This is a genomic window from Stenotrophomonas tumulicola (assembly GCF_014117215.1).
Classification (GTDB): domain Bacteria; phylum Pseudomonadota; class Gammaproteobacteria; order Xanthomonadales; family Xanthomonadaceae; genus Stenotrophomonas; species Stenotrophomonas tumulicola.
In genome coordinates, this window is record NZ_JACGXS010000002.1 from 1 (window position 1) to 12,406 (window position 12,406).

The following is a 12,406-nucleotide window of genomic DNA, read 5'->3' on the forward strand; positions in this document are numbered from 1 at the left end:
GTGCTCGAGATGATGCGCGATACGCTTGCCGGTTTCCGCTGAGCCATGGATCACAGTGCCTGCAGCGCCGTGCCCTCCGCAGAGGCGCGCAGCACCGAGGGCCATGCCCGGCGGGGAAAGGGGTGATGGAGATGGGTAGAGCGGGGCCATGCCCCGCTGCTCTTGTTTCCGGCATTGCGCGAACGGCAGCGGGGCATGGCCCCGCTCTACCAGTTCGTTCTTGCGCATACCCCATCCGCCCCACCTTCGACAGGTCCATGCGGCATCGGGTAGCGCCGGGCCATGCCCGGCGGAATGGGGTGATGGGGATGGGTAGAGCGGGTCCATGCCCCGCTGCTCTTGTTTCCGGCGTCGCGCGAACGGCAGCGGGGCAGGGCCCCGCTCTACCAGTTCGTTCTTGCGCCAAGCCATCCGCCTCACCTTCGACAGGTCCATGCAGCGTCAGGTAGCGCCGGGCCATGCCCGGCGGTAGGTAATGGGGTGATGGGTAGAGCGGGGCCATGACCCGCTGCTCTTGTTTCCGGCATCGCGCCAACGGCAGCGGGGCATGGCCCCGCTCTACCAGGTCACCCGCCCGTCGCCAACCCGATGCCATCGAAACGCCACCGGCCGCGAGGGGCCGGCCGTTCGCCGCCCCTACCGCAATGGCACCTGCACTGCATCATTGGCTGCGGTGCGCAGCTTGGGCAGCAGGCGCAGCGCCAGTGCAACCTGGGTGCGGATCAACTGCAGCTTCGGCGGCATGGCATCGTCGAACTGCTCCAGCTGTTCGGCGATGGCACGGTCACCGTCGTTGTCGCCATCGGTGATCGGCTGTCGCTGCGCCAGTGCCGTGGCCAGTTGCTGCAACGACTGCTGCACGCGTTCGCCTGCCGACAGTGCCAGCGGATCCTGGGCGAAGCTGTCCACCTGGTCGCGATGTGCGCCTAGCGCTGAAAGATGCCCGAGCAGTGTGTTGGACAGTGCCAGGAAGCGGAAGCCGGCATCCAGGTTGCGCCGTACGCGTCCGGGCTCGCGCAGCATGTTCGACAGTGCGGTGGACAGCGCCGCATCGGCATTGTGCATGTCGCGTCGTGCGACCCGGTAGGCCAGGTCGTCGCGCATGCCGCTGCGGTACTGGCCGAGTACCGCTTCCAGGTAACGTGCAGCGCTGTCCAGCACGCGGGCCAGCACCTTGTTGAGCTGCCGTCCCTGCCAGTCGGGCAGGATCAGGAACGAGGCGGCAGCCGCGATGGCGCAGCCCAGCACGGTGTCGACCATGCGCGGCACGATCAGCAGGAAGCCATCACCGATCAGGTTGAAGCAGGTCAGCGCCATCACCGTGATCGCGCCGGAGGCCATCAGGTAGCGGTCGGTGCGGGTGAAGAAGAACAGCAGCGCCGACAGCAGGGCGATCAGCAGCTGTGCATGCAGCTGTTGGAACAGCTGCAACAACGCCCAGGTCAGTACCAGGCCGACCAGCGTACCGGCGATGCGCTGTGCAAGCCGTTGCCGGGTAGCACCGAAATTCGGCCGGCAGACGAACACGATGGTCAGCAGTACCCACGAGCCGTTCTGGAAGTCGAACAACGAGATCGCCGTGAAACCGACAATCAGCGCCAGCGCCATGCGCAGGCCATGGCGGAACAGGACCGACCCCGGCGTGAGCTGCTGGCGCAGGCGTACGCCCATCTCGCGCAGCGTGTGCGGATTGTTGTCGCGCAGGCGTGTATCGACGTTGTCCAGCGTGGTGTCCGAGTGTTCGGCATCCAGCAGGCGGCGCTCGATGCTCTGCAGGTTGTGCACCAGCAGGTCCAGCGAGGCCAGCAGGCGCTGCCATCCGGGGTGTTGCTGCCCGCGCAGGAAGGTCAGTGAATCGACCAGGTCGCGCCCGGCCTGTTGATTGCCGTCACCGTAGACGAACGGACGGCGCAGGCGGATGGCGTCACCCAGCCGCGCGCAGGCCTGGCCTTGCAGGTCCAGCAGGCGCTGGCAGCGGTACAGCACATCGCTATGGAAAAAGGCATCGACCAGCGCGCCGTACGGGTAATGCGAGGAGCTGGCACGTTCGTGGAAATCCTGCGCGGTGTAATACAGGCGCAGGTACAAGCCGGAGTTCACGCCGGGGCGGCCGGAACGACCGAAACGGGCGAGGATGGCCGCCTTGGCGATGTTCAGCGCCTCGACCACCCGGCGATTCTGTTCGGCCAGGGCCAGCTGGCGCCGCTGCAGGTCAGCTTCGCGCACCGGCTCGAACAAGGCGGCTTTCAACTGCAGGTATCGGCCCAGTTCGACGTACAGGCGCGCCACCCGCTCGCGTACCGGGCGGTTGGCGAACAGGGTGGTCCACAGGATCGACAGCAGGCCATACCAGGTAGCGCCGGCCAGCAGGTGGCCGACCGCATCCAGCGACGAGCGCCAGTCATCGGCGCCATGCTGCTCGAGCCCGATCATGGTGTAGATGGCCAGCGTCACCGTGGCCTGGGCGATGGAGGCGTAACGCTCGCCAAGTCCGCCCAGCAGGGTCAGCCCGAACGTGGACAATGCCAGCGCGGTGATGAACAGCCACGGCAGCGGGAACAGCCAGACCACGGCGGCAGCGGCGACGCAGAAGCACAGAAGCGACAACACCACGGCCTTGGTGCGTCCCCAGGCATTGTCGTCGGTCTCGGCAATCGCGCTGGCGATGATGCCCAGGAACACGCCAGGCAGCGCAGGCAGCGCATCCTGGTGCCAGCACAGCGCCATCGCCGCGGTCAGGGCGATGAACACCCGCAGGCCATAACTGGCCTTTTCATGCGCCCACAGGCGGCTAAGACGGGATTCTCGGGCGGGCATGCGGGCTCGGCAGCGACATCAGCCCTCATTATTGCGGCACCGACGTGAAAAAGGGGGCGGGATCGCGCGCTGTAGCGCCGAGCCATGCTCGGCGGACGTTCCGCAGTGCGGGAATGGGAGCCGCCGAGCATGGCTCGGCGCTACCCATGCATGGGTTGTCAGGCGCGGGCGGCGCGTTTGAGGAGTTTCTTTTCGCGGCGACGGGCCCGCCAGCTGCGCCAGTGCTGCGCCAGGCAGGAGAAGATGACGTACAGCGCCGGGGTGCTGAGCAGGGTCAGGCTCTGGGAGAACAGCAGGCCACCGATCATCGCGATGCCCAGCGGGCGACGCAGCTCGGAGCCTTCGCCGATGCCGATCGCCAGTGGTACCGCCGCCAGGATCGCCACCATGCTGGTCATCATGATCGGGCGGAAGCGCACGATGCTGGCTTCCCGCGCGGCCTCCAGCGCGCTCTTGCCGTGCTCGCGCTGCGCCACCACGGCGAAGTCGATCATCATGATCGCGTTCTTCTTGACGATGCCGATCAGCAGCACCAGCGCGATCATCGAGATCACCGACAGTTCGGTGTTGGTGCCATACAGCGCCAACAACGCGCCGACGCCTGCCGCCGGCAGCGTGGACAGGATCGTCACCGGATGGATCAGGCTTTCGTACAGCATGCCCAGTACCAGGTACACGGTCATGATCGCGGCGATGACCAGGATCAGCATCTCCATCGGGTCCGAATCGAAGCCGAAACCGCCGCTTTCGGCCAAACGGATATCGCCCGGCATGCGCATGCCGTCCACCGTGCTTTTGATGATGGCCTGTGCCTCGCCCATGCTGGTACCCGGCGCCAGGTTGTAGCTCAGCTCCATCGTGGTGTATTGGTTTTCATGGGTGATCTGCGAAGGCGCCAGGCCGGGAACCTGCTCGGCCACCGCGGTGATCGGCACCATGTCGCCGTTGCTTGCCCGCACGTACACCTGGTCGAGCGCTCCGGGCGTGGCGGTCTGTTCGGGCAGTGCGTTGACGACCACGCTGTACTGGTTGATGTCCGAATAGATGGTGGAGATCTGGCGCTGGCCGAAGGCGCCGTACAGCGCCCCGTCGATGTCGCCGACCGAGACGCCCAGGCGTGCGGCCTTGGCCCGGTCGATCACGATGTTCTGGCGCAGGCCGGCGTCATCCACGTCGGTGCCGACATCTGCCAGCTTCGGGTTCTGCTTCAGCACCGCCTGCAGCTTCGGCAACCATTCCTGCAACTGTGCCAGGTCGTTGCCCTGCAGCGATACACGGTACTGCGCGCCCTGGCTGGCGCCGCCACCATCGTTGCTGGGCAGGTCCTGGATGGCACGCAGGCGCAACTGCAGGTCAGGAAAGCGGTCGGCCTTCGCGCTCAGGCGTGACAGCGCCTGCGCGGTGGTCTCGCGGCGGCCGTCGCTGCGCGATTTCAACTCGACGTTGAACTGCGCGCTGGAGCCCTGGCGGCCGCTGCCCAGGCGCACGCCAACGGTCTTTACCGCCGGGTCGGCCATCAGCATGTCGGTGATGCGGCGCTGGCGGTTGACCATGTCTTCGAAGGACACGGTAGCGCTGGAGTTGGCACGGCCCCAGATCAGCCCGGTGTCCTGCGGAGGGAACGCCCCTTTCTTCACCGCGCCGAACAGGAACACCGTGGCACCGATCAGCAGCAGTGGCGTCAGCGACAGCAACAGGGCGTGGCGCAGCGAGAAATCCAGCAGCCTGGTGTAGATGCGCAGCATGCGGTCGTGGCCGGCGTCCAGCCAGCGGCCGAAGCGGGTCGGCTTGCCGGCATCGGCATGCGCGCTCAGGAAGCGGCTGCACAGTGCCGGGGTGAGCGTCAGCGAGATCACCATCGACACCACGATGGCGGCCACCAGGGTGACGGTGAACTCGCGGAAGAACGCACCCATCATGCCTTTGGCGAACAGCAGCGGAATGAACACCGCCACCAGCGAGGCAGTGATCGACACGATGGTGAAGCCGATTTCGCGCGCACCGGTCAACGCGGCCTGCATGCGCGGCATGCCTTCATCCAGGTGGCGCATGATGTTCTCGATCACCACGATCGCATCGTCGACCACGAAGCCGATCGCGATCACCAGCGCCAGCAGGCTCAGGTTGTTCAGGGTGAAGCCCAGTGCGTACATCACCAGTGCCGCACCGGCCAGCGACAGCGGTACGGTAATCGCGGCGATCAGGGTGGGGGCCAGCCGGCGCAGGAACAGCGCCATGGTCAGCACCACCATCGCCAGCGCGATGAGCAGGGTGATCTGCACTTCATGCAGCGAACCGCGGATGGTCGGCGTGCGGTCGAAGTAAGGCGTAAGCGTGGTGCCGGGCTGCAGGTAATCGCGCAGGGTGGGGATCTGTTCCTTTACCCGGTCGACGGTTTCGACGATGTTGGCACCAGCGCGGGTGAACACGTACATCACCACCGCCGGCTTGTGGTTGAACCACGCTGCCTGGTACGCATCCTGCTGGCCATCGTAGACGTTGGCGATGTCCTGCAGCCGGATCACGCGCCCGTCCGAACCGGTCTTGATGATGAGGTTGGCGAAGTCGGACGCATGCGCCACCGCATCGTTGGCGATGATCGCCGTAGTGGTGTTGCCGTCGCTCAGGAAACCGGTGGGCGAGGTGACATTGGCCGCGCGCACCGCGTTGCGCAGGTCGTCGGCGGTCAGCCCCAGCGAGTTCATCAGGCGCAGGTTGACGTCCACCCGCACCGCCGGCGTCGAGGCACCGGCGATGTCGACCGAGGACACCCCGGTGATCTGGCGGATGCGTTGGGCCAGCAGTGAATCGGCGACGTTGTACAGGTCGTCGGCCGATTGCGTTTCCGATGTCAACGCGATCGCGATGACCGGGTCGTCGTTCGGATTGGCCTTGGAATACATCGGCGAGCCGAGCCCGGCCGGCAGGTCGGCCTGTGCCGAATTGATCGCCGTCTGCACGTCCAGGGCCGCCGAATCGATGTCGACGTCGCTCTGGAAGATCATGAACACCAGCGAGCTGCCTTCCGAGCTCGACGAACGCATGCGATCGATGCCCGGCAACTGGCCGAGGTGGCGCTCCAGCGGCGCGGTGACGGTGGACGCCATCGTCGTTGCATCTGCGCCGGCCTGGTTGGCATGCACGAAGATCACCGGGATCTGGATGTTCGGCAACGCCGAAACGCCCAGCTTCAGGTAGCAGATCAGGCCGATGATGAACAAGCCGATCGCCAGCAGGGTGGTGCCGATCGGCCGTTTGATGAAGGGACCGGAGATGTTCATCGATGCCCTCCTGTGCGGCCTGCCATCGCCATGCTCACGCCCGTGGCTCCTGCACCTGACCATCGGCATGGCGCATGGCGCGCTGCTCGCGGCGCTGCGCCAGCCACTCTGAGAAGCGTTCCATGTACAGATAGATCACCGGCGTGGTGTACAGCGTCACCAGCTGCGACAGCAGCAGGCCGCCGACGATCGCGATGCCCAGCGGCCGGCGCAGCTCCGAACCGATCCCGGTGCCCAGTGCCAGCGGTAGCGCGCCGAGCATGGCGGCGGCAGTGGTCATCATGATCGGGCGGAAGCGCAGCAGGCAGGCGCGACGGATCGCCTCGTGGGCATTGGCACCGGTGCGACGCGCTTCGATGGCGAAGTCCACCATCATGATGCCGTTCTTCTTGACGATGCCGATCAGCAGCACGATGCCGACGATGCCGTCCACCGACAGGCTGAGTCCGCTCAGCATCAGTGCCAGCAATGCGCCGACACCGGCCGGCGGCAGGGTGGAGATGATCGTGATCGGGTGGATGTAGCTCTCATACAACACGCCCAGCACGATGTAGATCACCACCAGCGATGCCAGCAGCAACCACACCACGTCGGTCTGGCTGCCGGTGAATTCAGCGGCCTTGCCGATGAACTGCGCGTGCACCTGCGTGGGAAGCTGCAGGGTTTGCTGGGTTTCTTCGATGGCACGTACCGCATCGCCCAGCGAATAGCCCGGCGCGACATTGAACGAGATGGTGATCGCCGGCAGCTGCTGCTGGTGGCTGACCACCAGCGGGGCGTTGGTCACCTTGCTGTCGGCCAAGGCAGACAAGGGGATGATGCCGCCAGCGCCCACGGTGATGCCGGTGTTCTGGTTGCCGATGCCGGTCGCGGTGGACGAATTGGACGAGGTGACCTGGCCGAAGCTGGTGGCGTTGGTGCCGGTCAGCGCGCCGGTGCCGTTGGAGGCTACGGCCAGCTGCTCCATCAGCGCGGTGCTGGTACGGAACTCCGGTGCTACCTCCAGCACCACGCGGTACTGGTTGAGTTCGGTGAAGATGGTGGAGATCTGGCGCTGCCCGAAGGCATCGTAGAGCGTGTCGTCGATGGTCTGCATCGGTACGCCCAGCACGCTGGCCTTGTCGCGGTCGATGGTCAGTTCCAGCGCACGGCCCTGGTTGGACAGGTTGTTGTCCACGTCTGCCAGCTCCGGACGCTGGCGCAGGGCCTCGGTCATGCGCGTGGCCTGGCTGGCGACCTCCTCGGCATCCACGTCGGACAGCACGAACTGGTACTCGGTGGCGGCCACCCGCGTATCCAGCGTAACGTCCTGCACCGGCTTGAGGTACAGCGCGATGCCGGGAATGCCGGCGACCGCGTCCTGCAGGCGGGGCAGGATCACGTCCAGGCCATCGCGCTCGCCGCGCTCTTTCAGCACGATCGACAGCTGCCCCTGGTTGAGCGTGGGGTTCATGCTGCCGGCGCCGATGAACGCCGACACGCCGGTCACCGCAGGATCGTTGCGCAGGGCCTCGGCAACGGCCTGGGTACGCTGCTGCATCTGCGGGAAGGCGATGTTCTGGTCCGCCTGCACCACGGCGGTGATCTGCCCGGTATCCTGGTCGGGCAGCAGGCCCTTGGGGATCAGCACGTACAGCAGCACGGTCAGCACCAGCGCAGCACCGGCCACGGCCAGCGTTGCACGCTGGTGGGCCAGCACCCGGTCCAGGCTGCGCTCGTACAGGCCGACGATGCGCGACCACAGGTTTTCCTTGCCGGCTGCCGCCGCGCGCTCGTGCGCGTCCTCGCCTTCCGGCAGTTCGTCCGGCTTGAGCAGGTAGGCGCACATCATCGGTGTCAGCGTCAGCGAGATCAGCATCGACAACGTGACCGCGATGCTCAGCACCCAGGCAAACTCATGGAACAGGCGGCCGGTGACGCCGGGCATCAGCAGCAGCGGCAGGAACACCGCCACCAGCGATACGGTCAGCGACAGCACGGTGAAGCCGATCTGGCGCGCACCGATCTCCGCCGCTTCCTTGCCGCTCTTGCCCTGCTCGATGTAACGGACGATGTTCTCGATCATCACGATCGCATCGTCGACCACGAAGCCGGTGGCCACTACCAGCGCCATCAGCGAAAGGTTGTCCAGCGACATGCCGGCGAAGGCCATCACTGCGAAGGTGCCGGCCAGCGAAAGCGGCACGGCCACCGACGGGATGATCGTCGCCCACAGGCGGCGCAGGAACAGGAAGATCACCGCCACCACCAGGCCGATGGTGAGGATCAGCGTGAACTGCACCTCATGTACCGAGGCGCGGATGGTTTCGGTGCGGTCGGAGAACACGTCCAGGTGCACGTCGGCAGGCAGCACGCCCTGCAACTGCGGCAACAGCGCACGCACGCGCTCCACCGTCTGCACGATGTTGGCACCAGGCTGGCGACGTACCTCCAGCAGGACGGCGGGCTTGCCATCGGCCCACGCGGCCAACTGGTCGTTTTCCACGCCATCGACGACGCTGGCGACGTCGGACAGGCGCACTGGCGCACCGTTCTTGTAGCTGATGATGGTGTCGCGGTATTCGGCAGCACTGGTCAACTGGTCGTTGGTGCCGATGCTGTAGGACTGGGTCTTGCCGTTCAGCGAGCCCTTCGGTGCACTGACGTTGGCCTGGGTCAGTGCGCTGCGCAGGTCTTCCAGGGTCAGGCCCATGTTCGACAGCTGCGCCGGATTGACCTGGATGCGCACGGCCGGACGCACGTTGCCGGCGATGGAGACCAGGCCCACGCCCTGGACCTGCGACAGGCGCTGGGCGATGATCGAGTCGGCGTAGTTGTTGACGTCGCGCAGCGGGCGCGTGTCGGAGGTCAGCTTCAGGGTGACGATGGCCGCGTCGGCGGGATTCACCCGGTTGTAGACCGGCTGGTAGGGGAGCGATGACGGCAGCGTGGCCTGGCGGATCGCCGCCTGTACGTCCTGCGCGGCCACGTCGATGTCCCGTTCCATCGAGAACTGCAGGATGATGGTCGACAGGCCGGCCGACGAATCGGACGTCATCAGTTCCAGTCCGGAAATCTGCCCGAACTGGCGCTCCAGCGGGGTGGTTACCAGCGCGGCCATGGTGGTGGCGTTGGCACCGGGATACTGGGTGGTCACCACCAGGCTGGGGGCATCGATCTCCGGCAACGCCGAAACCGGCAGCGCCCGGTAGCCGAGGATGCCGAGCAGCAGCAACCCTGCCATCAGCAGCGAAGTGGCGATCGGGCGGCGGATGAAGATCGTCGAAAAGCCCACGGGCGGATCCTTGCTGGAACGTCATGGCGACGCCGGCGAAGGCGCCGGCGTCGATAAGTCAGGGGTGGCCGCGGTCAGCGCGGGCCACCGCCGGCACGGCGACCGCCGCTCTGTTGCTGGGCGGCCTTGAGTTCGGCTTCGGTCGGTGCAGCCGGTGTTTCTCCAGGCTTCAGTGCAGTGACCCTGGCACCCGGTTTGAGCCGGAACTGGCCTTCGCTGACCACCCGCTCGCCGCCCTTGAGGCCCTCGGTTACCTGCACCTGGCTGTCACCGACCTCCACGCCGCTGCGCACGGTCTGCATCTTCACCGTGTTGTCGGGCTGCACTACATACACGTACTCGCCATCCGGGCCACGCATGACGGCCTGGGTCGGGATGACTATGCCGCCGTCGATGGTGCGCAGCTGCAGGCGGACGTTGACGAACTGGCCCGGCCACAGGAGGTTGTCGTTGTTGTCGAACAGGGCGCGCGCGCGGAAGGTGCCGCTGTCGCTGCTGATCAGGTTGTCCACCACGTCCAGCCGGCCATCACCGCTGACCACGTGCGCATCGGTGCGGTCCAGCGCGGCCACCTGCACCGGGCCGGCCTGCTGCGCGGTGCGGACGTCGCCCAGCTGGCGCTCGGGCAGGTTGAACACTACGTGGATCGGATGTATCTGGGTCAGCGTCACCAGCGCGGTACCGGCGCTGACCACGTTGCCGGCGTCCACGGCACGGATGCCGGCAACGCCGGTGATCGGTGCGGTGACCCTGGTGTACTGCAACTGCACCTGCGCGGCACGCATGCTGGCCTCGTTGGCCGCTACCGCGCTTTCATACTGCGCTACCTGGTTGCGCTGCGTGTCCAGGTCGGTCCTGGACACGTACTGCTGGTATTCCGGTGCGCTGGAACGCTGGAAATTGGACCGGGCCGTGGCCAGCAGGGCCTGGTTCTGGCGCTTTGCCGCCGCTGCTTCGTCATAGCTGGCCTGTGCGCTGCGCGGATCGATGACTGCCAGCACGTCGCCCTTCTTCACTTCCTGGCCTTCGCGGAAGTCGAGGCTCATCAGCTGGCCACCGATCTGCGGGCTGACCGTTACCGTGTTCATTGCGCTGACCGTACCGAGCGCGCTGGCATAGACCGGCACGTCCTGGCGGACGGCGTCGACCACGGTCACCGGTACCGGCGCATTGTCGGCCTGGCCGCCGCGGTCACCTGCCGCCGCGGTATCTCCGACAGCCTTGTCCTTGTCGCCGCCAGCCATGCGCAGGCCGACGAATACGACCACCAGCACTGCCACCACCAGCAGCACGATCTTCCACAAACGCGACATTCCGTTCACTCCTGGGGGCTGGGCCGGGCGCAGGGCCCGGCTGGCAAGGTGCCAAGCATACCTGCGGTCCGTGCCACTGCCTGCATGCCAAATGGGACGGGTGCTCGGACCGGCCGTGGCGCCGAAGGTTCCCGACGGCACCGGCATGCCCTACATTCGGTACAAATCCTTCTCGTGGAGATCCCCATGCCCCGTCGCGCGCTGCTGTCATCCGCCCTGCTGCTGGCCCTGCCCGTGCTTGCCCATGCCCAGGCCGCCGAGCGCCCCGAGGTGGCTGCCGCCGCCGAGCGCCTGCAGGCCAAGGTGGTGGAATGGCGCCGGGATTTCCATCAACACCCGGAACTGTCCAACCGCGAGGAACGGACCTCCGCCGAGGTCGCCAAGCGCCTGCGTGCGATGGGACTGAAGCCCCGGACCGGGATCGCCCATCATGGCGTGGTGGCGATCATCGAAGGTGGCAGGCCGGGCCCGAAGATCGCCCTGCGTGCGGACATGGATGCCCTTCCGGTGACCGAACAGACCGGCTTGCCGTTCGCTTCCAAGGCCACCAGCACCTATCGCGGGCAGTCGGTCGGGGTGATGCATGCCTGCGGCCACGATGCGCATACCGCCACCCTGCTGGGGGTGGCCGAGGCCTTGGTGGCCATGCGCAAAGACCTGCCGGGACAGGTGATGCTGATCTTCCAGCCCTCTGAAGAAGGCGCTCCGCCGCCGGAGGAGGGTGGTGCGGCGCTGATGCTGAAGGAAGGCCTGTTCGCCGATTTCAAGCCGGAGGCGGTGTTCGGGCTGCACGTGTTCTCCAGCGTACAGGCCGGACAGATCGCAGTGCGCGGTGGTCCATTGATGGCGGCCTCGGACCGCTTCGGCATCAAGGTGGTCGGCAGGCAGACGCACGGCTCGGCACCGTGGAACGGGGTGGACCCGATCGTGGCGACGGCCGACCTGGTGGGCACGGCGCAGACCATCGTCAGCCGCCGCGCCAATCTGTCCAAGCAGCCGGCCGTGCTGACCTTCGGGGCCATCAACGGGGGCATCCGCTACAACATCATCCCGGACGAGGTGGAGATGGTGGGTACGATCCGTACTTTCGACGAGGGCATGCGCCAGCAGATCTTCGCCGACCTGCGCAACGTGGCCGAGCATACCGCTGCCGCACACGGTGCCAAGGCGGTGACCGAGATCTACGAGGAAGAGGGCAACCCGGCCACGGTGAACGATCCGGCGCTGACCGCCAGGATGCTGCCCAGCCTGCAGGCCGTGGTGGGAAAGGACAATGTCTACGAGCCGCCGCTGCAGATGGGCGCGGAGGACTTTTCGCTGTACGCCAAAGAAGTACCGGCGATGTTCTTCTTCGTCGGTTCCACCAGCGAAGGCATCGACCCGGCGACAGCGCCGGCCAACCATTCGCCGAAGTTCCTGCTGGACGAGAAGGCGCTGGACGTGGGCCTGCGCGCCTTGCTGCAGGTAAGCCTGGATTACCTCAATGGAGCGCCCGCGCCTGCGGCGAGCTGAAGCAACGGCAACAGCAACGCCCACGTCCATGCGGCGTCGGGTAGCGCCGGGCCATGCCCGGCGGGGAAAGGGGTGATGGAGATGGGTAGAGCGGGGCCATGCCCCGCTGCTCTTGTTTCCGGCATCGCGCGAATGGCAGCGGGTCATGGACCCGCTCTGCCGGCCAACCCCCAGATGCAGCGTGAAATGCCACCCGCCGCGTGGGGTTC

The 12,406-nt window shown here is 66.4% G+C and carries 6 protein-coding genes; 1 reads left to right on the top strand and 5 read right to left on the bottom strand.

The window, feature by feature from the left end; all coding sequences use genetic code 11:
- From H4O11_RS19255 to H4O11_RS05665, 5 genes are all read right to left on the bottom strand, one after another.
- Window positions 1-228 (bottom strand): hypothetical protein (locus tag H4O11_RS19255; RefSeq protein WP_220466625.1); only part of this gene is annotated, 228 nt, incomplete at its 3' end.
- Between the two features lie 408 nt (window positions 229-636).
- Window positions 637-2,817, bottom strand: a complete 2,181-nt coding sequence (gene yccS / locus H4O11_RS05650; protein ID WP_182338434.1) for a YccS family putative transporter — start codon at window positions 2,815-2,817, stop codon at window positions 637-639.
- Between the two features lie 158 nt (window positions 2,818-2,975).
- Window positions 2,976-6,098: an efflux RND transporter permease subunit gene (locus H4O11_RS05655; protein ID WP_182338435.1), complete on the bottom strand. Its 3,123-nt coding sequence runs from the start codon at window positions 6,096-6,098 to the stop codon at window positions 2,976-2,978.
- Between the two features lie 34 nt (window positions 6,099-6,132).
- Entirely contained in the window at window positions 6,133-9,372 is a 3,240-nt protein-coding gene (locus H4O11_RS05660; RefSeq protein WP_182338436.1) for an efflux RND transporter permease subunit, read from the bottom strand.
- A gap of 74 nt (window positions 9,373-9,446) precedes the next feature.
- Window positions 9,447-10,685: an efflux RND transporter periplasmic adaptor subunit gene (locus tag H4O11_RS05665; protein ID WP_182338437.1), complete on the bottom strand. Its 1,239-nt coding sequence runs from the start codon at window positions 10,683-10,685 to the stop codon at window positions 9,447-9,449.
- 186 nt (window positions 10,686-10,871) lie between these two features.
- On the opposite strand from H4O11_RS05665, the gene H4O11_RS05670 reads away from it, so the two are divergent.
- Window positions 10,872-12,197, top strand: coding sequence for a M20 family metallopeptidase (locus H4O11_RS05670; protein ID WP_182338438.1), 1,326 nt, complete (start codon window positions 10,872-10,874; stop codon window positions 12,195-12,197).
- Window positions 12,198-12,406 lie beyond the last annotated feature (209 nt).

What these genes read in the sequence shown, in the direction of transcription:
- yccS (WP_182338434.1), bottom strand. Translation starts at nt 2,817, where the DNA reads ATGCCCGCCCGAGAATCCCGTCTTAGCCGCCTGTGGGCGCATGAAAAG.
- H4O11_RS05655 (WP_182338435.1), bottom strand. Translation starts at nt 6,098, where the DNA reads ATGAACATCTCCGGTCCCTTCATCAAACGGCCGATCGGCACCACCCTG.
- H4O11_RS05665 (WP_182338437.1), bottom strand. Translation starts at nt 10,685, where the DNA reads ATGTCGCGTTTGTGGAAGATCGTGCTGCTGGTGGTGGCAGTGCTGGTG.
- H4O11_RS05670 (WP_182338438.1), top strand. Translation starts at nt 10,872, where the DNA reads ATGCCCCGTCGCGCGCTGCTGTCATCCGCCCTGCTGCTGGCCCTGCCC.